Below are 23,667 nucleotides of genomic sequence, written 5' to 3' on the forward strand. Positions count from 1 at the left end.
TGTAGACTTGGCGACGTTGCTGATCGCACCATAGGTGCGGGCAGCGCGCCGCCTTAGCTCAGATGGCCAGAGCAACGCACTCGTAATGCGTAGGTCTCGGGTTCGAATCCCGAAGGCGGCTCTGTGGAAGCCCCAGAACTCACTCGCCGTGATCTGGGGCTTTTGCTTTTTTCGGGGTCGTTTTGGGCGCGGCGAGGCGCACGGCTGAGACGCCGTGGAGGGGCTTGCGTGAGCGATGCCTGAGCGGAGCCGCTCAGGGACCTACTTCTCTCGGGCTTCCGGCGCTTGGCCTTCTTCTTGGCCTTCGCCTCCTTCGCCGCCTTGCGAGCCGCCTTCTCTGCCTCAGCCTTGCGCTGAAGCGGCACCAACTTCGCGGTCGCCTCGGCGGCGTTCTTGCCGACCTGAGGCAGGACGCTCTGGTAAATGTCCCGCGTGATGCGGGTGTCGCTGTGCCCGAGAGTGTCCGACACGATCTTGATGTCGATGTCTGCGGCCAGCATGAGAGTGGCCGAGCCGTGGCGCAGGTCGTGGAGACGGATCGGCGGGAGACCGGAGGCGGCGACGAGCCGTTCGAAGAGGTCGGTCACCTTGCCGGGGTGCAGCCAGGAGCCGTCCTCCTGAGCGAAGACATGGCCGGTCTCGACCCAGGCCGAGCCCCACTCTGAGTGGTCTGCGTCCTGTTGTTCGCGGTGCCGCTTGAGGACGTTGACGGTGTCGTCGTCGAGCGCGACGACGCGGTAGCCGCTGTCCGTCTTGGGGTCGGATGCCTCGATCTCCCAGCCGTCCTGCACGAGTTGGGAGGAGACGGTGAGGGAGTGGGTGTCGAGGTTCGTCTCCGACCACGGCTGTCCGCACGCCTCGCCACGGCGCAGCCCGCGGAAGGCGATCAGGTGCCACATCGCGTACAGGTGGTCCTCGGCGACGAAGTCGAGGAAGGCGCCAGTCTGTTGAGGCGTCCAGACCATCACGGGCGACGGCTTCTCGCCCGTCTGCTCCCACTTGGCGATCCGCTCGTCCGTTCACACGAGCGCCTTCGGCTTGCGTACGGGGTCGATCTCGACGTGGGCAGCCGGGTTGAACGTGATGATCTGCTGCCCGATCGCGTCGTTCAGGGCGGCGCGCAGGGGCGCCTTCACGTGCTGGCGTGTGGCGGGTCCGGTGATGCGGCGGAAGGGCGGCATCGCATCGATCGCGGCACGCCGTTGGGCGTTGTCCTCCAGGGTCTGGGCGTTGGCGTCGCGGATGTCCGTGAACATCTCGCTGAGGTGGCTGACGCGCAGCCGGTCCAGGCGACGGTTCCCGATGCGCGGCTTCAAGCGCACGCGGATGTCGGTCTCGTAGCGGTTCAGGCCGGACTTGCGTATGCGCTTGCTCGCCAGCCACTGGTCGAGCCACTCGGCCACGGTCAGGCTGCCGATGAGGTCCTGGCCGGCGTTGAGGCGTCGCCTCGTCTCCTCGACGTCGGGCAGAGGTGTCCGCTCGCGGCCGACCTCGGCCAGCATCTCGGCGATCAGCTCCGTGCCCTCAAGGTCGTCCGACTCGGCCAGCCCGAGGAGGGCGCGGACGTGGTCGAGGTCGGCCTGGGCGGCCTTGCGGCTGTCATAGCCGCCGCGGGCGAAGGAACGGCGGCTGCCGTCCTCGCGCGGGGGCAGCTCCTGGCGTACGGAGTAGGTGCACCCCTTGGCCGTCCCCGGGACAGCCGCGTCGACGACGCCATCCGCGACGCGGTTCGCGAGCTGATCGTGGAGGTGGGCTACACCGGGATGACCGTGGACGCCGTCGCCGCCAGGGCCCGGGTGGGCAAGGCCGCCATCTATCGCCGGTATGCCTCGCGTGTCGAGCTGGTCTTCGCCGGCCTGGTGCAGGGCCGGGAACCGCATCCACTGCCGGACACCGGATCACTGCACGGAGATCTCATCGGTCTCGCGAACGTGGTCCTCGCGGCGTTCTCCGATCCTGTGGTCATCGCCGCGGAGCGCGCGGAGGTGTCGGGCATCCTCCAGCGGGCCTTCGCCCGCGGTGAACTGGCCGTGCAGGCTGACCCCGCGCTGGTCCATGCCGCAGTGCTCGGCACCACCTTCGCGTGGATCTTCCTGCTGGGGCAGCCGCCGTCCCCGGAGCTGGCCGCCCGGATCGCCGGACTAACCGCAGTCGGGCTGACTGGCGGATCATGAGCGGCCTGGCCACCGTCGTTGTCGGTGGTGCGGAGTGCGCTCCGGGGATGCGAGCTTCAGGAACGTTCAAAGTTGTCGACTTCACGCCTGCCCCGGTGCCAAGCCCGGCGATCGAGACCGCGGTGCCCGTGGGTGTCGCCACGATGGACAAGCAGTTCGAGGGGGAGATTGCCGGGCGGTCGGCCACGCTGTTCACCTCCGCGTTCGACCAGTCCACCAACACGGGCACCTATGTCGCCATGGAGTCCTTTGAGCGCGCGGCAGAGCCGGATCGTGGTGTGTCCGTCGGTGGGGTGATCCGGTGGTGGAGGAACGGTGAGTGCTCTCCACGCGCGGATGCGCCGGCAATCCAGCCCGGTTTCCGCAGGTTCTGCCAGGTCGCCTGATGTTTACCCCCTGCGGGGGTGTCGGGACAGTACGCTGAACTCAGCGCGATCGGTCCCGCTCGCATGGTGTCCAGGAGGTGCGTCATGACTGCCGAGACGGTGGCTCCTGCGTGGATGCACGAGCAGATCACGGCGGAGCAGTACGACTCCTGGTCCGAGGAGCAGTGTGCGGGGATCGAGATCGTGGACGGGATGGTCGTCGTGAGTCCCAGCGCGTCCAAGCGCCACAACCGGCTTGCCCGGATCCTGGCGAATGCCTTGGAGGCTGCCGCAGGGCCGGAGTGGAACGCCGACACCGACTTCGACGTCCGTCTGCAGGATGTTCCGCTCACCAATCGGCGACCGGACGTTGTCGTGTATCGCGCGGACACGATCGACGTCTCGCCCACCCGGCCGGAGCACGTGCTGCTGGTTGTGGAGGTTGTCTCGCCGGGGTCGGAGACCACCGACCGGATCGTGAAGACGGACCAGTACGCCAAGGCCGGCATCGCCTTCTACTGGCGGGTCGAGCAGGCCGCGACCGGGGTCCCGCTCGTGTACACCTACGTGCTCGATCCGGCGATCAGGACGTACCGGGACGGGGACGTGTTCACCGGTGTCGTGAAGGTCGCGGCGCCCTTCCCAGTCGAAGTCGACCTCGGTCGGATCTGAGTCTTACGTCGGCGAGACCTCGGCAATTTGCGTGAGCGCTGCGTGAGCGGACTGGGCGGCACGAGGGCGGATCAGCGGGCGTACGAGCCGATGCCGACCAGGCAGTACACGTACTCGTTGATCGTCGTTCCGTTGAGGGTGTAGCGGGAGGAGAAGGCGTACTGCGTCTGGGAGTTGTCGTTGCAGGCGCTCAGGTCCGACGTCATGGGGATGCTCTCGATCACCCGGTAGTGGGCGTCGGATGCGGAGCAGGACACCTCGTCGACGTCGCTGACCTCCTGCGCGGTCTCGGAGTTGGGCAGTGTGCCGTTGAGGCAGGTGCCTGAGTCGTACGGGGTGGGGGCCTCGCTCGTGGGAGTCGTAGGGCTCGTGGGTGTGGCCGCGGGGTCGGTCGCGCTGTCGTACGGGTCGTCGCTTCCGTATGGATCGTCGGTCTCGTACGGATCGCTGGAGTACGTCGGTGTGGTGGTTGTCGGGTCGGGAGTGGCGGTGCTGTCATCGCCGTCGCCCTGGTTCAGAAGCAGGATGACGAGGAGTACCGCGCCGACGACGCCGAGCGCGGCCAGGCAGCCTCGGGCGGTGGAGCCGGGTGCGGCGGCCGGGCGGGGTGCGGGGGGTATGGGTTCGGACACCGGATCAGTGTGGGGTAGCGGGCGGTTTTTGTGGAGTGGGTTTCTAGAAAATAGTTCTAGAAATTCCGTGGCTTACGCTGGGTGTCACCATGAGCCCCAAGCAACAACGCGGCGAGGAAACCGCCGACCGCCTCCTGGACGCCGCGCTCCGGGTGTACGCCGACTCCGGCGAGCAGGGCGTCACCGTCAGCGCCATCACCAAGGCCAGCGGTGTCAGCCTCGGCAGCCTCTATCACCACTTCGGCAGCATCGACGGCCTCATGATCGCCCTGCTGCAGCGCTGGCTCGGCCGGCTGCTCGGCGAGCTCGCCGCGGCCGTGGAGCGTTCCCGGACCGCCCGGACCGGCATCCGCGCCCTCGTGCGGGTCTACTTGACGTTTATCCAGGAGCACCCGGACGCGTCCCGGCTCCTGCACTCCTCCTACGCCGACCGGCTCGGGATGGCGCAGGCCAGGCAGCTCCGCGATGCCCAGGAGGCCAGGCTCTCGCCGATGGCCGCGTGGATGCGGCAGCACATCGAGTCGGGCGAGGTCGCCCCGCTGGCCGTGCCCTTGATCGAAGCGCTGGTCCTGGGGCCTGTCGTCGCGACCGCGCGCCGGTGGCTGTCCGGTATCGACGATGTCGACCTCGACGAGGCCGCGCGCGTCCTGCCGGAGAGGATTCTGCGGTCGCTCAGCCCCTGAGCGGTGCGGGCCTCGTGCGTGGCGCCTAGCGCATCGTCATCGGCTCCATCGATGGGCCGTGATGTTCAAGACCCGGCAGCAGCCAGCTCTGGAACGGGGCCAGTGCGGCCAGGACCAGGAACAGCACGCCGATCGCGGTGCTGAACACCGGGCCGAGGCGCCATAGCTTCTCGATGAAGATGATGACCGCCACGCCCGCCATCGCCGCGATGTTCATCGTGCCAAGGGGGATGAGGACGATCATGAGTCCCCAGCAGCAGCCGACGCAGTAGAGCCCATGGTGGGCGCCGACGCGCAGGTCACGGGCGCGCGGCCGGTAGCCGGCGTAGCGCACGAGTTGGCCGATGGGGCTTCGGCAGTGGCGCAGGCACATGTTCTTCAGCGGACTGAACTGGTGGAGTCCGGCGAGCAGGAAGGCGCCGGCGCCGATCCAGCGCCCGGCTTCGGGGTGGCCGTCGACCAGGTCGCCGGTCGCGGTGAGAATCCCGTACACACAGAGACCGAATGCCGTCCAGGCGATCAGGTACCCGGCCACGAACTGGGCGATCCGTGCCGTGCGGGCGGCTCCGGAGGACTGACGGCCGATGGCCCGGACCCAGGTGATGGCCACCGGCGCCACGGACGGGAACATCATCGCGACCATCATGGTCACCCACAGCAGCAGGAACAGGGGCAGGCCGAGGCCCATCGTCCCCGGCTCCATGTCCATGTCCGTGTCACCGGCCTGTGCGGCCGTGAGCAGCCACGCGAGCAGCGCGAGCACCACCATGACGGACCAGGCGATGGTCATCTCCCGGGCCGGGAGGAGATTGCCCGGCCTCAGGGGCGCGGAGAGCGCTGCCCGGTCACGGAACACAGTTCCAGGTCAGCACAGAAAGCGGTGGGTCGCGCGGCAAAGGAGGGCAGGGAGGACAATGGAAGTGCGGGCCTCGAGGAGGCGGCGGATATGACTGAGACAGCTCAGACGGCAGCTCCTACTGTTCCGAAGTGGCATGCGTCCGGAGACTGGTTCGACACCTGCAAGTGCAATGTGCCGTGCCCCTGCACGTTCGCCGAGCCACCCACGTTCGGAGACTGCGAGGGAATCCTGGCCTGGCATGTACGCGAGGGGCGCTACGGCGATGTTCCGCTGGACGGCCTCAACGTACTGATGCTCGGCTCGTTCGTCGGCAATGTGTGGGCCGAGCACTCCGACGCGTACGCGGGCGTCTTCTTCGACGAGAGGGCCGACGACGCGCAGCGCGAGGCGCTCCAGATGATCTTCAGTGGTCAGGCGGGCAGCTGGCCCGCCGAAATGATCAGCATGTTCGGGGCCGAGATGCGCGGCATGGACTTCGCCCCCATCGACATTCAGGTCGACGACGACCTGGGTAGCTGGCGGGCCACCGTTCCGGGCCGGGTCGAGGCCGGTGCGACGGCGCTCACCGGACCGACGACGCCCGAGGGCGCGCGTGTGCAGTCGACCAACCTGCCGGGATCGGAGACCGGTCCGGGCCAGGTCGCGACCTGGGGCCGCTCGACGGCCGACCGTGCCGACGCCTTCGGCTTCAGCTGGAGCCGCCAGGGGCAGTCCAGCAAGCACATCCCCTTCGACTGGGCCGGGCCGAACTGAACCCGCTCGACCCGCTCAGTGGCGCAGCGCCCTGCTGATCTCCGCCTTCGGGGTGCCGGACAGGCTTCGGTTGCTGCGGGCCGTGCCGGACTTGGCGGCGCCCGGGGCCACGCCGTTGATGTTCAGGACGACCGTGTCGAGGAGGTTGCCGTCGCCGTCACGGAAGTTGACGGAGATCGTGTAGTCCGCCTTCTTGTCCGTGCTGTTGGTGGCGGTGATCTCGGCGGTGGTCCGGTCGCCGTCGGGCTTTGTGGTGTCCGCGGCCTTCACGTCGCCCTTGGCGTTCACGCCGTCCTTGACCTTCGCCAGCTCTGAGGCCGCCGCCTCCGTGGCGGACGCGACCGCCTCGCCCGCCTTGGCCGTGGCCGATGCGACGGTGTCCTTGGCCTTGTCGACGTCTTCGTCGGAGCAGGCGGTGACCGTGAGGGCGAGCAGGGCGAGGACAGCGATGCAGGCCGCGGATGCGGTACGGGTGCGCTTCATGCCGCCCACCTTCGGGGTGACGGGCGGCGGGCGCGAGGCGGGGCAGTCCGTACGGGTGGGAGGGGGTGGGAGCGGGTGGGGAGCGGCGGGAGAGGGGGGAGAGGGGGGAGAGGGGGGAGAGGGGGCAGGATCAGGTGTTTATCCGGGTGAGCCATGCGCGCACCGCCGCGTTGAACACCTCTGGCTGCTCCAGGTTCGGCATGTGGGCCGCCGACTCCACCACGCACAGTTCCGCGCCCGGGATCGCGTCGCGCATGGCCTCGGCGCCGGACACCGGTGTGTACGTGTCGTCACGGCCGACGACGATCAGGGCGGGGACCGTTACGCGGCTCAACAGGGCCCGGTAGTCCGGGCGTTCGGCCCTGCCCCGGAGGGCTGCCGCGGCGCCTTCCGGCGGGGCTGCCAGCATCATGCGGTGCACATGGGCCGCGGCCCGCGGGTTGTACGGGGCCGCCATCTTGTCCAGTACTTCATCGGCGTACGGCTTCATGCCCTCGGCGAGGAGCCGGTCGGCCATGGCGTTGCGCCAGGTCCTGCCCTCGTCCGTCTCGGCGGTCGGGAAGGTGTCGGCCAGGAGCAGGCCGCTGATCCGCTCGGGGAAGAGGCGTAGGCACTCCATCGCGATCTGGCCGCCCATGGAGAGGCCGCCGAGTGCGCAGCGGGTCACCCCGAGGTGGTCGAGCAGGGCGAGGACGTCTGCGGCGAAGGTGGCGAAGGGGGTGGTGCCGGGGATGACGTCCGTCTCGCCGTAGCCGCGGAGGTCTGGGGTGATGACGCGGTGGGTCGCGGAGAAGGCGGTGCGCTGGGGGGTCCACATCGTGCGGTCGAAAGGGTGGCCGTGGATGAGGAGGAGGGGTGGGGCCGACCCTTCACCGTCGGGGACCTCACCGCCGGGGGCTTCATCGTCGTAGCCGATGGTTATGCCGTTGAGGTGCGCGGTTGTCATGGGGGGAGGCTAGGTCGGGGTAACTCCGCGGTGCAATAGTGTCTTTGCTCGCGGTGCAATGTGGTTGGCCGGGGGAGTGGGGGGGGGCCTGCGGGCGCTTGTTTCCCGCCCGTATGGCGGCTGCTGGATTTCTTGGGGGGGGGGTCTTGCTGTGGCGCGTAGCGACTATCGGCTCGTGGCCGATGAAGTGGCCGGGGAGATCGAGCGCGGATTGCTGCGGCCCGGGGATCAGTTGCCCACGCAGCGCGCCTTCGCCCGGCAGCGGCGGATCGCGAACTCCACCGCCATCCGCGTGTACGGCGAGCTCGTACGGCGGGGTCTCGCGGTGGGCGAAGTCGGGCGTGGCACCTTCGTCAGGGCCGCGCCCCCGCACCCCGGCGGGTCCGCCTCGCTCGCCGAGCAGCCGCGGAGGGCGGACGCGCCTCCGGTGAACCTGGAGCTCAACTACCCCGTCACGCAAGGGCAGTCCGAGCTGATGGCCCGCGGCATCGCCCCGCTGCTGCGCCCGGACGTCCTGATGGAGGCCGCCCGCCCGGCCGCTGCCGACGGCACTCCCCAGGCGCGGGCTGCCGCCGCCGATGTGCTGGCCCGGGCGGGCTGGCGGCCCGACCCCGCCCATGTCCTCTTCGCCGGCAACGGGCGGCAGGCCATCGCCGCCGCGATCTCGTCCCTCGTACGCCCTGGAGGCCGTCTCGGTGTCGAGGAGCTGACGTATCCGCTGGTCAAGGCCATTGCCGAGCGGCTCGGGGTGAGTCTGGTGCCGGTTGCCGTGGACGAGGAGGGGATGCGGCCGGACGCGCTGGCCGCCGTCCACCGCAGTGCTTCGCCGCTCAGCGCGGTGTATGTACAGCCGACGCTGCACAATCCGCTGTCCCTGACCGCCGGTCCGCAGCGGCGGGCCGAACTGGCCGCCGTGCTGGGGGAGTTGGATCTGTTCGCGGTCGAGGACACCACGTGGGCCTTTCTCGCCGATGGCGCTCCCGCGCCGCTCGCCGCGTACGCCCCGGACCGCACCGTCCTCGTCGACAGCCTCTCCAAGCGGCTCGCCCCCGGACTCACCGTGGGCATGCTGACCGCGCCGCCCGCCCATCTGGACGTCCTCGCGCGGACCCTGCGCTCCGGGGCCTGGACGGCGGGCGGGGTGAATCTGGAGGCCGTGGTGCGGTGGTGCGGCGACGGGACGGTGGACTCGGTGGTCGCCGCCAAGCGCGTCGATGCGGAAGTGCGGCACCGGGTCGTGCGGGAGCGGCTCGGGGTGGGTGCGGGTGCGGTTGCAGTCGCGGGGTCCGGGGCTCGCTCGGGGCGGGTCCGTGTCGACCCCCGTTCCTATTTCTGCTGGTGGGAGCTGCCCGCCCACTGGCGGGCCGAGGCCTTCGTCGCCGCCGCGGCCGAGCGGGGTGTCGCCGTGACGCCCGGGTCCGCCTTCGCGGTCGGGGAGCGGTCCGCGCCCGGCGCGATCAGGATCGGGCTCGCGTCGCCGCCGGTGGACGTGCTCGGGGACGCGTTGGGAGTGCTGGCCGATCTTGTTCGCAGCGCGGGGCCCGGTGCGGGCACGGATGCGAGGATGCCCTGATGCGCGACGACGAGACGGTGGAGACGGCCCAGGCGGCGGAGTTCGTACGGTTCCAGTCCCCGGTGCGGCATGAACGCGGGCACTTTCCCGGAGTGTTCGTACTGGTCAACGGCCTTGCCAGGGAGGGGAAGCTCACCCCGGAGCAGGAGCGCTTCCGGCGGGCCAACAACGACTGGTACGACGCCGCGTACCCGACCCCCTCGAAGGTCGACCCGACCGTGTACGACCCCGAGATCACCCCGGGAGCCGTGGCCTGGTTCAAGTCCACCGCCACGCATCTCATCGAGCGGGTGCCGGGCTATCTGGAGATCCTCGACGCGCACGGCGTCGAGTGCCGGATGCTGCGGTCGTCGGATCCGGGGCGGGTCGTGTACGAGGACGACTTCCAGGTCGTGGTCGTTCCGTACGGTGCGTGACCGGGCCCCGCGCCCGACGCCCGTACGGCGGATAGTTGTGCCGTACATCGGGTAGCCTGCCGTACCGGCGGTTACGTCCCGGGTCAGCCGCCCACGCGAGCGGCCGAAGCCCCGCACCAGCGTCCACGCGTGAGCGATTGGTGACCAATCGGTGAGCAAGTGGTGCCGGTATCCGAGGCGGTTCCGCCCCCGCGCGGGCGCCGGACGGCCGTGGCGCGTGCGCGGATCCCGCGGGCTCATCGGCGCCGCGAAGCGCGCTGCGGGAGTAAAGAGTCCTCAAGTGGCCAGTAAGCCAAGGGAATTGACCGCTCCCGGCGGAAAGTGATCGGACCCGACCGCGGCGGCGTCACTCCCCCGAGCTGCGCGATCCGCGCGAGCACCGCCGTGGCCGGTTCCGATGCATGGATTCCATCAGGGCCCGCCAACCGATCGCTAACATGAGGCCAACGGTTGGCGGGAGATGGCGTGGGCATGCGGAGTGAGTTGCGGTTCGGGCTCCTTGGCGCACCCGCCGTGTACGACGCGGACGGTGAGCCGCAGCCCGTCCAGAGCGCCAAGGGGCGCGCTCTCCTTGCTGCACTCCTCCTCGAACCGGGCAGGGTCGTCTCCGTGGACGCCCTCAAGGACGCCTTGTGGGGCGGTCACCCGCCCGCTTCCGCGCACGCCTCGCTGCAGAACCACGTCACGCGTCTGCGCCGGCTGCTCGACGCCCCGGACCGGCTGCGGGCGGTGCCCCCGGGCTACCGGCTGCGGGTGGCCGACGGCGAACTCGACGTACGTGTCTTCGAGCAGCTCGTGTCGCGGGCCCGGTCGGCGCACGCGGAGCGTGACTGGGACGCCTGTGCGGAGGCCGCGTCCGACGCGCTCGCCCTGTGGCGCGGCACCCCGCTGGACGGCCTGCCTCCGGACGCCGCGGGCCACGCGCTCGTGCCACGGCTCGAAGAGGCGCGGCTGCTCGCCCTCGAACTGCGCTACGACGCGGAGATCGCCCTGGGTAGCAGCGGCGGGCTCGTGCCGAAGCTGGCCGAGCTGGTCGCCGAGTACCCCCTGCGGGAGGCCTTCCACCGGCAGTTGATGCTGGTCCTGCACCGTGCAGGGCGGCAGGCGGAGGCGCTTGCCGTGCACCGGGAGCTGCGGCGCAGGCTGGTCGAGGAGCTCGGTGTGGAGCCGGGGGCCGCGGTGCGCGAGGCGCACCGGGTGGTCCTGCAGGAGCCGGTGGGGTCCACCGTGCCGGGGGACGCCGAGCCCGAACCCGCCGTGACCGAAGCTCCGTCCGCCGCCGCCGCTGCGGCGCCCGCGCCCGCTCAACTTCCGCCTTCCCCGCCGCACTTCACGGGCCGTACCGATGTGACGTACGCCCTTTCTCGACTGCTCGCAGGAGGAGATGGCGACGAAGAGGGCACGCCCCCTGTCGCCGTCGTCTCCGGCATGGCCGGTGTCGGCAAGAGCGCGCTCGCCCTGCATGTGGCGCACGGGCTGCGCGAGCGCTTCCCGGACGGGCAGCTCTACGTCAACCTGCACGGTGCGACGCCCGGCATGACGCCCCTCACCCCGGACCAGGCGCTCGCCGCGCTCCTTCGCGACCTGGGCGTGGAGCCGCAGCGCAGCCCTCAACACCCGGACGCGGCATCGGCGTTGCTCCGCTCGCTGCTCGCGCCCACCCGGACCCTGATGGTCCTGGACGACGCGGCGACCGCAGCGCAGGTGCGGCCGCTCCTTCCCGCAGGGTCCGGCTGCGCGGTCATCGTCACCAGCCGCTCCCCGCTCGCCGCGCTCGACGGCGCGGGCCGCTTCCCGTTGGAGCCGCTCTCCGGCCGGGACAGCGACGCGCTGCTGCGTGCCGTCTCCGGGCGCGCGGGTCTTGAGGCCGGGCACCCCCTGGTCGAACTCGCCGGGCGTCTGCCGCTGGCCCTGCGCATCGTCGCGGCCCGGCTCGCCGCCCGCCGCGCGCTCACCCCGGACGCGCTCGCCGAACTCCTCGCCGCGAGCGACGGACGCCTTCACCACCTCGAACACGACGACCTGAGCGTGCGCCGCTCGCTCGCCGTGGCCCTGGACGCGCTCTGCGGCTCGGAGCGCGAGGCCGATCAGGACGCCGCCGCGGCCCTCGCCAGGATCGGCGCGCTCGACCTGCCGACGTACGGAGTGCCGCTCCTCGCCCGGCTGTTGGGGGTGGCGGAACGGCGTGCCGAGGCCGCTCTCGACCGTCTCGTCGACGTCGCGTTGCTCGACGAGACGGCCTACGGCCGGTACGCCCCGCACGATCTCGTACGCGACTTCGCGAGGGAGGCGGCACGCCAGAACGGGTGCGGGATGACGGGCGCGGAGGTGGCGGATGCGGCGCTGCACTGGTACGCCGAGTCGGCGCTGCAGAGCCTGCTCGCGATCATGCCGGAGGGCCTTGACCGCGACGACCGGATGCGGGGCGTGGCGGACCGGCTGTCCGCCGGGCGCGCGGACAGCCGGTCCGGGGACAGCCGGTCCGGGGACAGCTCGGAAGGTGGGGCGGTCGGTGCGGTGCCGGCGATGTCCACCGACCAGGCCTTCGCCTGGGGTGACACGGAGCTCGCGAACGTCATCGCGGTCGCCGACCGCTACGGTCGCTCGTCCGCCCTCCTCCCCGTCCTTGTCCGCTGCATCTTCTCGTACCTCAAACGCCGTGGCAGGCTCGCCGAGGCGGACCTGCTGACGCGGCTCGCCATTACGGCGGCCCGGCGCAGCGGCGACCGCGAGGGCGAGGCACAGGCGCTCACCGACCTCGCGGGCCTCAACTATGTGTCGGGGCACAGTGGCGCGGCGCTTGAGCGGATCGACGAGGCGCTGGTCCTGTGGCGGGAGCTCGACCACGTGTCGTGCGTCCACCGGGGCGTCATCAACCGCGGCCTGCTGCTCGAAGCCCTCGGCCGCTACGAGGAGGCGGCGGACGCGCTGCGGCAGAGCATGGAGTTGGCCAAGAGCCTGGACGACCCCCTGAGCGAGGCGTTCGCCCTCAGCAACCTCGGCAACATATACGAGCACACCGACGCGCGCGCGGCGATCGACTGTCACCAGCGCAGCCTGGAAATCGGCGAGGCGCAGGGCCACGACGGTGTCCGGCAGGAGGCGCACTGCGACATCGGCTACTCCTATCTGGCCCTGGGCGAACCGGCCCTCGCGCTCTCGCACTTCGAGGAGAGCCTGCGCATCCACGACGAGGCCGAGGACTGGCACAACGAGTCCCGGGTGCGCCTCGGAACGGTGCGGGCCCTGCGCGAGCTGTCCCGCACGTGCGACGCGGCGCGTGAGTGCGAGGACCTCCTGGACCGCGCGGAAGCACGGGCCGACGAGCATCGGGCGGGGCTCGCCCGCCATCAGCGCGGACTTCTGCTGTACGCCGACGGGCACGTCGAAGAGGCGTACGCGGAATGGGAGGCGGCGCTCGCGGCGCTCGACGGCACGGACAGCAGCGAGGTGGTGAGCGAGCTCAAGGGCCTGCTGGCGGGTACGGTGCCTCAACAGGTCTGAGGCGTACGTGACGTGCATGGACGCGTACGGGACTGGGCCTGTTGCGTACGGGACTGGGCCTGTTGCGTACCGGACTTGGCCTGATGCGTACGGGGCCTACTTCGCGTCTGCGTAGCACTCCACCACGGCCGTGGTGAACGGAAAGCGCACCGGCGTCTCGCCGAAAGCGATGCGTCCCGCGAGCTCCCCGGCCTCCCGGATCGCCGTCACGACCGCGGCGGCCTCCTGCTCGGGGCAGTGCACGATCACCTCGTCGTGCTGGAAGAAGACCAGCTCGGCGCGGAGCCCGGACGCGGTGACGGCCTGGCGCAGCGCGGCCAGCATCAGGAGCGCCCAGTCGGCCGCGCTGCCCTGGACGACGAAGTTGCGGGTGAAGCGGCCGCGGGCGCGGGCGTTCGTCGAGGCGTAGCCGGGCGTGAACTCGCCGTCCTGGGCTGGTTGTTCGGCCTCGTCCGCCGCCTGCGGGAGGCCCGCCTCGTCGAAGTCGCCCGCGCCGGCCGCCGGCGGGCTCGTCCTGCCCAGCCAGGTCCGTACGAGCCTGCCTTCCTCACCGGCCTTCGCCGCATCGTCGACGTACGCGACGGCGGCGGGGAATCTGCGGCGCAGCGCCGCCAGGTTCTTCAGGCCGTCGCCGGAGGTCTGGCCGTAGACGGCGCCGAGGAGTGCCAGCTTGGCGTGGTCGCGGTCGCCGGCGAACGCGCGGTCGGAGAGGCGGGTGTAGAGGTCCTCGTCGCTGCCCGCCACCTCCATCAGGCCACGGTCGCGCGAGATCGCGGCGAGGACTCGCGGCTCCATCTGGTCGGCGTCGGCGACGACGAGCCGCCAGCCTGGGTCGGCGACGACCGCGCGCCGGATGACCTTGGGGATCTGCAGGGCGCCGCCGCCGTTCGTGGTCCAGCGGCCGCTGACGGTGCCGCCCGGTGTGTACTCGGGGCGGAAGCGGCCGTCGCGCACCCAGTCCTGAAGCCAGCTCCAGCCGTGTGCGGTCCAGATCCGGTACAGCTTCTTGTACTGGATGAGTGGCTTCACGGCGGGGTGCGCGATCTCTTCGAGCTCCCAGCGCCGGGTGGACTTCACCTTGATGCCGGCCTGTGCGAAGGCCTTGATGACGTCGGCGGGCAGATCGGGGCGTACGCGGCGGCCGAAGGCGGCGGAGACCTCGTCGGCGAGCTCGGCCAGGCGGCGCGGCTCGGCGGCTCCCGCGTTCCGCCCGCCGCCCGCGTACCGCTCGCCGAGGAGTTCGGTGAGCAGGGCGTGGTGGACGTCGGCGCGCCAGGGGAGGCCCGCGACGTTCATCTCGGCGGCCACGAGCATGCCCGCCGACTCGGCAGCGGTGAGCAGCCGCATCCGGCCGGGGTGCTCGGCGGCCTCGTGTCTTCGCTGCTGCTCCGCGTACACATCGAGGAGGGCCTCGAAGGGGAGGGCGGTCACCGGGGAGTGCTCGAAGAGGGAGTCCTGGGCTCCGGGCTCGGCGGCTCTGGCGGGAGGGTCGGTCGGCACCGGGGCGTTGTGCAGCCGGGCCCAGGCGGCGGCTGCCGAGCGGGGTTCGCCGAGGCGGCCCTCGTGACCGAGCAGGAGCTGCTCGGCGTCCTCGATGTCGTAGCAACGGGTGGCGCGGGTGCCGGTGGCCAGGAGGCGGGGGTAGATCTCGGCGGTGGAGCGCCAGACCCAGCGGGTCACGTGGGGGCGGTCGCGGACGGCCCTCGCGAGGTCCGGCTCCTCCTGGACGGGGCCTGCGGGCAGCCCGTCGTCCCCGAGGGGCGCGAGGGTGGCTCCGCCGGTCTCGGTGGCTGCGATGGCCCACCTTTTGATCACATCGCCGAGTGTGCCAGCCACCACTGACACTGGCCGGGGGCCTTTTGCGGTCGCCCCGCAGCGTCGGTCGCCGAACAAGCCTTTCCCGCCCGCCCACCCGTTGCTCCGAGATGACTCAGCACCCCCTCACGCCACCGCGTGGAACTTCACCGTCGACTCGCTGATGTGCAGCTCCCGGGCGATCGCGCGGTTGCGGTGGTCCCGGGCCAGATGTCCTAGCACCTCCAGCTCCCGTGTGCCGAGGGCGCTCAGCGGATCCGCCGTCGGCGGTGCCCCAGCGAGCAGTACGAGAGCGAGCCGGGGCCGTCGTCCCTGACGGTGACCCACAGGGTGGACTCGGCGAGCTGCCAGCCCACGTGGAGGTCCGGTACCCGCTCGGCCAGCGGTTCGAGGTCCGTCGGGCTGACGTCGGCGGCGACGCCGAGAAGGGATTCAGGGTCCCGCATCTGGTCCTGGTCCATTGAGGCGGCGTACGACGGAATACAAACCGCACGGCCGGCCTTTCGGACAGGTGGAACGGCGCGCTGCCGGTCTCCGTCGAGCTGCGCGGCGGTACGGCCGACAGGATCGTCACCATCGCGGACCCGGACGCGGCGAAGCACGGTGTCCCCTTCTCGCGGGGCTCCGAAGCCGACCCGGCGCTCGCGCTCGCCCGGCACGCGCGGCTGGCGGGCGAGGGCGAGCTGCGGGTGCCAGTCGCGGAGGTGTTCCCGCTCGGCGCGGCGGCCAAGGCGCAGGAGACGAGCGAGACGGGCCATGTGCGGGGCAAGTTGGTACTGGTCACGGAGGGCTGAGGGCGAGGGCTGAGGGCGAGGGCTGAGGCGGGTGCGGGGCGCCACGGCCGGGCGTCCCCGACATGCGGGGGGCGTCCGGCGCTGCGAGGCTCGGAGCCATGAGAGTGGCCCTTGCGCAGACCGACTGTGCCCTCGGCGAGGTGGACGAGAACCTCGCGGTGGCGCGGGACCAGATCGGCCAGTCGGCGGCGCAGGGCGCGGATCTCGTCGTCTTCCCCGAGCTGAGCCTGCACGGCTACCACTTGGGCGGACTGCACCGCGACACGTCCCTGGACGCGAAGGACCCCCGCCTCCTGGAACTGTCGACGCTCGGCCCTGACGTCATGGTCGGCATCCACGAGCACACGAGCCTGCGGGCGTACAACACGTCTGCGTACTACGCGAGCGGCCAACTCCTCCACACCCACCGGAAGTTGCACCTCCCCAACTACCTGGCGTGGGAGGAACGCAAGCATGTGAGCCCCGGCCAGCATCTGCGCGCGTACGACCTGCCCGGCGGGCACGGCCGCGCCGCGACCCTCGTCTGCAACGACGCCTGGCAGCCAGTACTCCCCTGGCTGGCGGTGCAGGACGGGGCGGAGGTCATCATCGTCCCCACGAACAGCGCGGCAAGCCTCGATCCCGAGGCGATGGACACGGGTCTGTACTGGGACACGCTCCTCTCCTACACGGCCCGCATGCTGCAGTGCTGGGTGGTCTTCGTGAACCGTGTCGGGAACGAGAACGGGGCGTCCTTCTGGGGCGGTTCGCGGGTGGTGGACCCGCGGGGTTCGGTGGTCGCGCAGGCGCCGAAGTGGGAGCCGGCGCTGGTGACGGTCGACATCGACGTCCACGAGTCCCGCCGGCACCGGCGGGCGGTCCCTCTGGTCGCGGAGGCACGCCTGGGCCTGATCGACCGGGAGGTACGCCGCCTGATCGACGAGGGCGGCGACAGCTGACTCCTGGCGTCGGCGCCTCCAGCCGGGGTCCGGCCCCTGCCCCCTCCGGCGGCGAGGCGGCGCCCGGCCTGACGCCGCCCCGCCCCAGGTGGGGTTCGGCCCCGGCCCCCCAGCCGGGGTCCGGCTCCGGCCTTTCCGGTAGCGAGGCGGCGCCTGGCCTAACTCTGCCCGGGGCCGCAGGCCTGCACCGGCCGCCCCACCTCCAGCCGGGGTTCGGCCCCGGCCCTTCCAGCAGCGAGGCAGCGCCCGGCCTAACGCCGCCCGAGGCCGCCGGCCTGCACCGCTCCCACGCCAACCACCGCACAGGCAACCGCACACACCCCCACCGCGCCCCACGGCACCACCACCCCCGCCGGCGCCGACAACCGTGCAAGACCCGCGCTCAAGCCGCCCAGATTGACCAGCGTCACGCCCACGCCAAGCACCGTTCCCACCGCCACGGCCAACAGCGTCTCCCCGGCGATGACCATCCGCACCTGCCGCCCCGTGGCCCCCGCCATCCGCAGCGCCCGCAGCTCCGGCCCCCGCACGGACGTGGCCATCAGCAGCGTGCCCGCGAGGGAGATCGCCGTGTAGACCAGGGCGATACCGAGCAGCGTCAGCAGCCCGAGCCGAGTCTGGGCCTTGGTGGCCGGATGAGTGTCGTCGAGCCACTGCTCACCGGACCGCACCACCCCACCGTCCCCGACCCGCTCCCGAAGCGCGGCACCAACCTCCCCCCGGTCCACCCCCGACCCCGCCCGCAGCCCCACATCCACCCGATCGACCTCAACACCGGCCCGCGCACCGGCCCCTGCACCAATTCCCGCGCCAGCCCTTGCACCGGCCCCTACGCCCGCGCCTACTCCCGCACCGGCCCCTGCATCAACTCCCGCGCCAGCCCTTGCACCGGCCCCTACGCCCGCGCCAATTCCCGCACCGGCCCCCGCGCCAGCCCTAGCGCCATCCCCTGCGCGAGCCCTTGCACCGGCCCCTACGCCCGCGCCAACTCCCGCACCAGCCCCCGCCCCGCCCCCCACACCACCCCCCGCATTAGCCGAAGTGACATAAGCCCCGTTATCCCCGGTCCCCCGCTCAAGCACCGCCACAATCCGCAACCGAGCCGCCCGCCCGTCCCCCAACCAGACATCGACCCACTCGCCAACCCGCCGCCGCTCCCACTCCTCGTTGACGACGATCGACCGGTCGTCGAGATCGCGTACGTCCCCGTCCACCACCGGCAGCCGGGACACCGAGGCGAATGCCGCGGGATCGTCGAGTGCCCGCGCCTCCGACCGGATGAGCGCGCTGCCCCCTTCCCGTACGTACACCGCAGTCGCCGACGACGCGGCCACGGTGGCCCCCTCCACGCGCCCAACAGGCCTCAAATTATTGCCAGTTACCACAAACGCCGCACCCGTGCGCTCCCGCACCTCCGCGGCCCGCGCCGCCCCCGCCGTCTCCGCGGAGCCGAGCAGCGACCCGGCAAGCGCCACGGTGACGAGCACCGGCGCGGCGACGGCCGCGGTCCTGCGGACCGATGCGGCGGAGTTCTCCCGGACGAGCAGGCCGACGGCGCCGGGCAGCCGGACGGCACGGACGACGGGACGTACGAGAAGGGGAGCCAGCGCGGCCACTGCCGTGATGAGGATCATCGGCTGCGTGGTGTACGTCTTCCGCTTCATCAGCGCGGACGGATCGCTCCACAGTGTCCACCCCAGCATCCCGAGGCCTGTGACCAGTAGCGCCGCTCCCACGATCCGCCGGCTCCACGGCATGACCCCGCTGTCCACCGAAGCGTCGCGCAACGCCTCGACGGGCCCCACGCGCCCGGCCCGCCGGGACGCGATCCACGCACCCGAGACGGCCACCAACACGCCCACCCAGAAGGCGAGATGGTAGGGCCAGACGGCCTCGCCCACCCCGAACCACTCGGGAGCGATCTCCGCCCCCACCAGCCGCTCGGCGAGCACCGGCGCACCCCAACTCCCCAGCACACACCCCACTCCGGAGGCCACGACCCCCACCGCGAGCGCCTCCCCGAGGAGCGTCCTGCGCACCTGCCCCGGCGTGGCCCCGGCCATCCGCAGCAGCCCCAACTCCCGCCGCCGCAGCGCCACCACGAAGGCGAACGTGGACGCGGTGACGAAGACGGACACGAACGCGGACACCCCGCCGGCCGTTCCCAGGAAGGAGTTCACGGCCACGAGCGCCTCGGCTTCCCGTGCCGTCCCGGGATCGGCGAGCCGCCGCTCATCCCCGGTGAGAACACGGGCCCGCTTCCCGACCACCTCACGCACATCCGCCGCCGCCGCGTCCACACCCACGGCGTCCCGCTTCGAACCGTCCGTCCGCACAGGACCGAGCCGACGCAGCTCGCGCAGAAGTTCGATATCCACAGGGTGTGGATGAGCGAGCGGCTTCGATACGTACCCGATGTTCGGCCCCCGCTCGACCGGTACGGTCAGCCGGTCGTGCCCCATGACGACCACGGGCGATCTCGCGAACCGCACGGGTTCGCGCTCCGGCGCGCTCAGCGTGGACGCAAGACCGAGCCCCATGGCGGCGATGAGCGAGACGCCGAGCGCGACGGCGACAAAGGCCCCGAGGAGACTTACCCATCGGGCGCGCAGAAAGGCGAAAACCATCATGACCGAGTCACCGCCCCGGGCCGAAGGCCACCCTCGACCCCAAAGCCGTCCCCACGCCGGGCCTCAAGCCCAGCCCCAGCCCCGGCCCCACTGCGGGCCTCAAGCCCAGCCATCCGCCGAGCCACTTCCCCCGAATCCGGAGCGACCGCCTCATCGGCGACCCGCCCGTCGACGAGGAACACCACCCGGTCCGCGTACGACGCGGCGACCGGATCATGAGTCACCATCACGACCGTCTGCCCTTCGCCCTGCCCTTCCCCCTCCACCAACGCCCGCAACAGGACAAGCACTTCACGACTTGTCGTCGTGTCGAGCGCACCGGTCGGCTCGTCCCCGAACAGCACGGCGGGCCGGGTGACCAGCGCACGCGCAAGGGCGACCCGCTGCTGCTGACCTCCGGACAGCTCGCCCGGCCGGTGCCGGGCGCGGTCGGTGAGGCCGACGCGGGCGAGCGCGTCCCGGATCTCCGTACGCGAAGGCCTGCGCCCCGCGAGCCGCAGTGGAAGGGCCACGTTCTGCGCGGCGGTCAGCGACGGCAGGAGGTTGAAGGACTGGAAGACGAAGCCGATGCGGTCGCGCCGCAGCAGCGTCAGGCGGCGCTCGCTCAGCCCGGTCAGTTCGGTGCCGCCCACCTCGACGGTCCCGGACGTCGGCCGGTCGAGCCCCGCGGCGCACTGCAGCAGCGTCGACTTGCCGGACCCGGAGGGCCCCATGATCGCGGTGAAGGTCCCGCTCGCCAGCTGGAGGTCGACACCATCGAGGGCGGTCACATCGCGATAGAGGCGGCGGACCGCCGTAAGGCGTACGGCAGTTGTTGTCATGCCCTCAAGCCAACCGCCGGGAGGCCGCCCGGGCACGACCACTGGGGGGCGTTGTGGGGGTAGGCCCAGCCATACCCTTGCCGTATGGATCCGGTGACCGAGGTGATCGACAAGGCGCTCGCGGCAGCGCTGTACGCGGATGGCGACGACGGCCTCGACACCGGCGCCTCCCTCCTGGCGGCCGCCCCCGAGGCCGACGCGGAGCTGCGCCGCAGGGGCGAGGAGCTGGTGCGGCGGGCGTGGGAGCGGGGCTGGCAGCCGGCGGACGTCGCCCGCATGGTGCGACGCGCACAGACCGACAGCGACCCCGATCAGGCCCGCCTGGCCGCCGAACTGATCACGGCCGAGACCCGGCGCTACGGCGACACCCTCCCGCCCCGCTGGAGGGCTCAACTCGCCGACCTTGCCCCGGAAGACGACCCGGCATCGCGCCGCCGCCCCACCGACCGCTTCTCCACGGCCACCACGACCCTGGCCCTCTACCGCCTCCTCCTCCGCCTCCCCCCGATCGAGCCGGTGGGCCCGGCCCCCGGCACCCCCCTGCACATCCCGTCGCCCCCCGGCCACGAAGAACCCCGCATCCTCACCCGCATCCGCGCGCTCCTCGCCAAGGCGGAGGCCACGGGCTTCCCCGAGGAGGCGGAGGCCCTCACGGCCAAGGCGCAGGAGCTGATGGCCAGGCACACCATCGACGAGGCCCTGCTCGCGTCCCGCACCCACGCCAAGAACACCCCCGGCGCCTGCCGCATCGGCGTGGACGCTCCGTACGAGACGGCGAAGGCGATCCTCCTTGACGCGGTGGCCACGGCGAACCACTGCCGGGCGGTCTGGAACGAGGCGTACGGCTTCTCCACGGTCGTCGGCTTCGAGCCCGACCTGGAGGTGGTGGAGTTGCTCCACACATCGCTCCTCCTGCAAGGAACCACGGCGATGGCGAAGGCGGAGGCCGGCCAGCGCGCAGGCGGCCGAAAGCGTACGAAGACGTTCCGTCAGGCGTTCCTTCTGGCGTACGCGCACCGCCTCGGCGCCCGCCTGGCCGCCACCGCCGAACACGTCACGGAGGAGGCCCCGGAGGCCGGCGAGCTCCTCCCGGTCCTCGCGGCACGAGACGTGGCCGTCACGGAGTCCGCCGAGCGGATGTTCCCCGAGACGACAACCACCAGAGTCCGCGGCGCGACCGACGCAGAGGGCTGGCATTCAGGCACTACAGCAGCGGACCAGGCCCACCTGCCCCCCTCCGCCCGAAGCCTCCCTTAACGCACCGCAGCCTCGCCTGCACGAACAAGCCTTTCCCGCCCAGCCGCCCACCTGCCCGATTGCCCCGCAGACGACCCCTGGGCCCCAAGACGCCCCCACCGCAGTCCCCTACGCCCTATATGCCCCGTATCATCACAGAGTGACCTGGCTCCGAGCGCTGAAATTGACCGCCCGCTCGGGCCTCAGCGTCGAGCGGAAGCGGCTCGAACCCCTCATCGCGCTCCGCGGCGCAGCCGGCCTCGCCGTAGTCATCGGCCTCAGCCTCACCCTCTTCGGGCCTGCCGTAGCCGCCAGCTCAGCCTTCGGTGCGTATCAGGCCGCCATCGCCACCTTCCAGCGCAGCTGGCGCCCCCGCCCCGAGCTGGCCATCGCCTCCGGCAGCAGCCTCGCCGTCTCCACCTTCCTCGGCTACCTCACCGGCTCCCACACCCTCCTCTTCCTCGCCCTCCTCTCCCTGTGGACCTTCCTCGCGGGCCTCAGCTGGGCCGCAGGACCCACCATCGGCCTCATCGCCTCGTCCAACGTCGCGATCATGCTGGTGACGGTCACCCTGCCCACCTCCGTGGCCGCCGCGGCGGGCCACGCCGCGATGATGGTGGTGGGCGGCGCGGTCCAGGCCGCGCTGGTGATCCTCTTTCCGGTACGCAGGTGGGGCGCCCAGCGCGACGCACTCGCGGACGCCCTCGCGGCGGAGGCCGACTACGCCCGCCGGCTGCGCCACGACCCGCTGGCCGACTTCGACCCGGAACCCCTCATGGCGGCCCGCGACGCGGCGACCATCACCCCGCGCCAGGCCCGCACCCGCCCCGCCGAACTCCACGGCGCACGAGGCATCGCCGAGCGCATCCGCCCGGTGCTCGCCTCCCTGGCCGACCCGGCCGTGGGCGTACCGGAAGAGGGCCCCGAGCGGGACCGCGTACGCGAACTCCTGAACGCGGCGGCCGCGGTGCTCGACGCCGCGGCGCGGGCGATCCGGCACGGCGAACCGGTCCGCATCCCGCCCGCGGCCCTGGCCACCCTCAAGACCCCGGACACCGAAGCGATCCTCACGGGCCCGGCCGACAGAGCGGCCACCCGCCTGGCGGCCCTCCTCCGCGACGTGGTGGAGACAGCGGGCAAGCCCCCGGAGGGCCCCCGCACCGACCCCGAGGACGGCCCCCGCGCAGACCCCGAAAGCGGCCCCCGCCCCGAACAACCACCGCCCCACACCCCCCTCCTCCGCCCCACCCTCCCCGCCCTGATCCCCGCGGCCCTGCGCGCCATGCGCGCCGACCTCCGCCACGAGTCCCCCGTCACCCGCCACGCGATCCGCGTCACCGCGGTGGCCGCCGCCGGCTACCTCCTTGGCACCTGGCTCCCCTTCGGCCACGGCTACTGGGCCCCCATGGCCTCCGTCATGGTGATGCGTCCCGACTTCTCGCAGACGTACTCACGCGCCGTCGCCCGCTTCGGCGGCACCCTGGTCGGCGTCGCCCTTGCCACCGGCCTGGTCCAGCTGGCGCACCCCGGCACCGGACTCTCCGCGATCCTCGCCGTTCTCTGCGCCGGAATGATGTACCTGCTGATGCGCACGGGCCAGATGGCGGCCCAGGCCTGCGTCGCCGCGTACGTCGTGTTCCTGCTCGGCATGGGCGGCGAGCAGTGGACGCAGACGGTGCCGGAACGCGTCGTCCTGACCCTCATGGGCGGCGTCCTCGCGATGATCGCGTACGCCGTGTACCCGGCCTGGGAGACGCCACGGCTGCGCACCCGCCTCGCCGACTGGCTGATCGCGGACGGCCGTTACGCCGCCGCGGTCGTCGGCCACTACGCCGACCCCGCGGGCAAGTCCTGCCCCGACGTCCGCGAGGCGCTGCTCGCCGCCCGCGACGCCCGCATCGCCTGGCTTGAGGCGTCCGACCGCGCCAAGATCGAGCCGGTACGCCACCGGGGCCTGTCCCGCGCCGCGGCCACCGACGCCGAGGAGGCCCTGGCCCAACTCGGGCGCGTGGCCATGCTGATGGAGGCCCATCTGCCCGAGCGCGGCGCGACCCCCGTACCCGCGGCGGCCCGCCTGGCCAAGGCGCTGCGCAAGTCGACCGAGCAGGGCGCCAAGGCGGTGCGCGAACGCCGCGTACCGAAGTGGGAGGCGGTCCGCACCGCCCTGGAGGAGTGGGACGGCGAAGGCGTGCCCGACCGGGTCGTGCGCAGAGGCGCGGGCCTCCTCCTCACCACCCTGGAAGAGGTCTCCGACGCCCTGGACACGAGCCCGGCCCCGATGCTGGTGGACGGCTCCGAGTCGGCATCCGACCCGAGCAAAAGCAGCGGGCGGCAGGGCCCGGAAGGCCCTGCCGCCCGCTGACGGCCGTACGA

At 71.9% G+C, this 23,667-nt stretch carries 19 protein-coding genes, 1 tRNA gene and 2 pseudogenes; 13 read left to right on the forward strand and 9 right to left on the reverse strand.

Annotated elements, in window-relative coordinates; translation table 11 throughout:
* Nucleotides 1–47: 47 nt before the first annotated feature.
* Nucleotides 48–121 (forward strand) — tRNA-Thr (locus AB0O76_RS21600).
* 145 nt (nt 122–266) lie between these two features.
* On the opposite strand, the pseudogene AB0O76_RS21605 reads toward AB0O76_RS21600, so the two are convergent.
* Nucleotides 267–1,676, reverse strand: a pseudogene (locus tag AB0O76_RS21605) (site-specific integrase); the annotation flags it as partial.
* Between the two features lie 183 nt (nt 1,677–1,859).
* Here AB0O76_RS21605 and AB0O76_RS21610 point away from each other — a divergent pair.
* From AB0O76_RS21610 to AB0O76_RS21620, 3 genes are all read left to right on the forward strand, one after another.
* A complete protein-coding gene (locus tag AB0O76_RS21610) occupies nt 1,860–2,174 on the forward strand; it encodes a TetR-like C-terminal domain-containing protein (protein ID WP_365493844.1) in 315 nt (104 codons plus the stop codon).
* Between the two features lie 47 nt (nt 2,175–2,221).
* Nucleotides 2,222–2,560 (forward strand): DUF3224 domain-containing protein, encoded by a 339-nt coding sequence (locus AB0O76_RS21615; RefSeq protein WP_365493846.1) that lies wholly within the window; start codon nt 2,222–2,224, stop codon nt 2,558–2,560.
* Between the two features lie 84 nt (nt 2,561–2,644).
* A complete protein-coding gene (locus tag AB0O76_RS21620; protein WP_365493521.1) occupies nt 2,645–3,211 on the forward strand; it encodes a Uma2 family endonuclease in 567 nt (188 codons plus the stop codon).
* Nucleotides 3,212–3,282: 71 nt separating this feature from the next.
* Here the strand turns inward: AB0O76_RS21620 and AB0O76_RS21625 are convergent, their stop codons facing one another.
* Nucleotides 3,283–3,843 carry a hypothetical protein gene (locus AB0O76_RS21625; RefSeq protein ID WP_365493524.1) on the reverse strand — a complete coding sequence of 187 codons (561 nt, stop codon included), beginning with the start codon at nt 3,841–3,843 and terminating at the stop codon, nt 3,283–3,285.
* 89 nt (nt 3,844–3,932) lie between these two features.
* On the opposite strand from AB0O76_RS21625, the gene AB0O76_RS21630 reads away from it, so the two are divergent.
* Nucleotides 3,933–4,526 (forward strand): TetR/AcrR family transcriptional regulator, encoded by a 594-nt coding sequence (locus tag AB0O76_RS21630; protein ID WP_365493527.1) that lies wholly within the window; start codon nt 3,933–3,935, stop codon nt 4,524–4,526.
* A gap of 25 nt (nt 4,527–4,551) precedes the next feature.
* Here AB0O76_RS21630 and AB0O76_RS21635 read toward each other — a convergent pair whose 3' ends face one another.
* A complete protein-coding gene (locus AB0O76_RS21635; RefSeq protein ID WP_365493530.1) occupies nt 4,552–5,316 on the reverse strand; it encodes a DUF2182 domain-containing protein in 765 nt (254 codons plus the stop codon).
* A gap of 156 nt (nt 5,317–5,472) precedes the next feature.
* Between AB0O76_RS21635 and AB0O76_RS21640 the strand changes: the two genes are divergently transcribed.
* Nucleotides 5,473–6,138 (forward strand): DUF1326 domain-containing protein, encoded by a 666-nt coding sequence (locus AB0O76_RS21640; protein ID WP_365493533.1) that lies wholly within the window; start codon nt 5,473–5,475, stop codon nt 6,136–6,138.
* Nucleotides 6,139–6,153: 15 nt separating this feature from the next.
* On the opposite strand, the gene AB0O76_RS21645 is transcribed toward AB0O76_RS21640, so the two are convergent.
* A complete protein-coding gene (locus AB0O76_RS21645; protein ID WP_365493536.1) occupies nt 6,154–6,621 on the reverse strand; it encodes an FxLYD domain-containing protein in 468 nt (155 codons plus the stop codon).
* A gap of 130 nt (nt 6,622–6,751) precedes the next feature.
* The gene (locus tag AB0O76_RS21650; RefSeq protein ID WP_365493539.1) at nt 6,752–7,567 is read right to left on the reverse strand and encodes an alpha/beta fold hydrolase; all 816 of its coding nucleotides are present in this window, start codon (nt 7,565–7,567) and stop codon (nt 6,752–6,754) included.
* A 175-nt stretch (nt 7,568–7,742) separates the two neighbouring features.
* On the opposite strand from AB0O76_RS21650, the gene AB0O76_RS21655 reads away from it, so the two are divergent.
* From AB0O76_RS21655 to AB0O76_RS21665, 3 genes are all read left to right on the forward strand, one after another.
* Nucleotides 7,743–9,140 carry a PLP-dependent aminotransferase family protein gene (locus AB0O76_RS21655; RefSeq protein WP_365493542.1) on the forward strand — a complete coding sequence of 466 codons (1,398 nt, stop codon included), beginning with the start codon at nt 7,743–7,745 and terminating at the stop codon, nt 9,138–9,140.
* On the forward strand, nt 9,140–9,556 hold the full coding sequence (locus AB0O76_RS21660) for a hypothetical protein (RefSeq protein WP_365493545.1): 417 nt from the start codon (nt 9,140–9,142) through the stop codon (nt 9,554–9,556). The genes AB0O76_RS21655 and AB0O76_RS21660 overlap by 1 nt, the downstream gene beginning before the upstream one ends.
* 471 nt (nt 9,557–10,027) lie before the next feature.
* Nucleotides 10,028–13,060 (forward strand): BTAD domain-containing putative transcriptional regulator, encoded by a 3,033-nt coding sequence (locus AB0O76_RS21665; protein ID WP_365493848.1) that lies wholly within the window; start codon nt 10,028–10,030, stop codon nt 13,058–13,060.
* A 96-nt stretch (nt 13,061–13,156) separates the two neighbouring features.
* On the opposite strand, the gene AB0O76_RS21670 is transcribed toward AB0O76_RS21665, so the two are convergent.
* Both AB0O76_RS21670 and AB0O76_RS21675 read right to left on the reverse strand, forming a co-directional pair.
* Nucleotides 13,157–14,875: a bifunctional 3'-5' exonuclease/DNA polymerase gene (locus tag AB0O76_RS21670; RefSeq protein ID WP_365493548.1), complete on the reverse strand. Its 1,719-nt coding sequence runs from the start codon at nt 14,873–14,875 to the stop codon at nt 13,157–13,159.
* Nucleotides 14,876–15,001: 126 nt separating this feature from the next.
* Nucleotides 15,002–15,097, reverse strand: coding sequence for a LuxR C-terminal-related transcriptional regulator (locus tag AB0O76_RS21675; protein WP_365493551.1), 96 nt, complete (start codon nt 15,095–15,097; stop codon nt 15,002–15,004).
* A gap of 296 nt (nt 15,098–15,393) precedes the next feature.
* Between AB0O76_RS21675 and AB0O76_RS21680 the strand changes: the two are divergent.
* Both AB0O76_RS21680 and AB0O76_RS21685 read left to right on the forward strand, forming a co-directional pair.
* A pseudogene (locus tag AB0O76_RS21680) lies at nt 15,394–15,669 on the forward strand (zinc-binding dehydrogenase); the annotation flags it as partial.
* Nucleotides 15,670–15,767: 98 nt separating this feature from the next.
* Complete coding sequence (locus AB0O76_RS21685; RefSeq protein ID WP_365493554.1) at nt 15,768–16,607, forward strand: nitrilase-related carbon-nitrogen hydrolase; 840 nt, start codon at nt 15,768–15,770, stop codon at nt 16,605–16,607.
* A 251-nt stretch (nt 16,608–16,858) separates the two neighbouring features.
* Here AB0O76_RS21685 and AB0O76_RS21690 read toward each other — a convergent pair whose 3' ends face one another.
* Entirely contained in the window at nt 16,859–19,237 is a 2,379-nt protein-coding gene (locus AB0O76_RS21690; RefSeq protein ID WP_365493557.1) for an FtsX-like permease family protein, read from the reverse strand.
* Entirely contained in the window at nt 19,234–20,058 is an 825-nt protein-coding gene (locus AB0O76_RS21695) for an ABC transporter ATP-binding protein (RefSeq protein ID WP_365493560.1), read from the reverse strand. Before AB0O76_RS21695 ends, AB0O76_RS21690 begins: the two co-directional genes overlap by 4 nt.
* Nucleotides 20,059–20,142: 84 nt before the next feature.
* Between AB0O76_RS21695 and AB0O76_RS21700 the strand changes: the two genes are divergently transcribed.
* Nucleotides 20,143–21,315 (forward strand): DUF2786 domain-containing protein, encoded by a 1,173-nt coding sequence (locus AB0O76_RS21700; protein WP_365493563.1) that lies wholly within the window; start codon nt 20,143–20,145, stop codon nt 21,313–21,315.
* A gap of 139 nt (nt 21,316–21,454) precedes the next feature.
* A complete protein-coding gene (locus AB0O76_RS21705; RefSeq protein ID WP_365493566.1) occupies nt 21,455–23,656 on the forward strand; it encodes an FUSC family protein in 2,202 nt (733 codons plus the stop codon).
* The last annotated feature ends 11 nt before the right edge of the window (nt 23,657–23,667 follow it).

It is taken from the genome of Streptomyces sp. NPDC086554 (genome assembly GCF_040686095.1).
GTDB lineage: Bacteria > Actinomycetota > Actinomycetes > Streptomycetales > Streptomycetaceae > Streptomyces.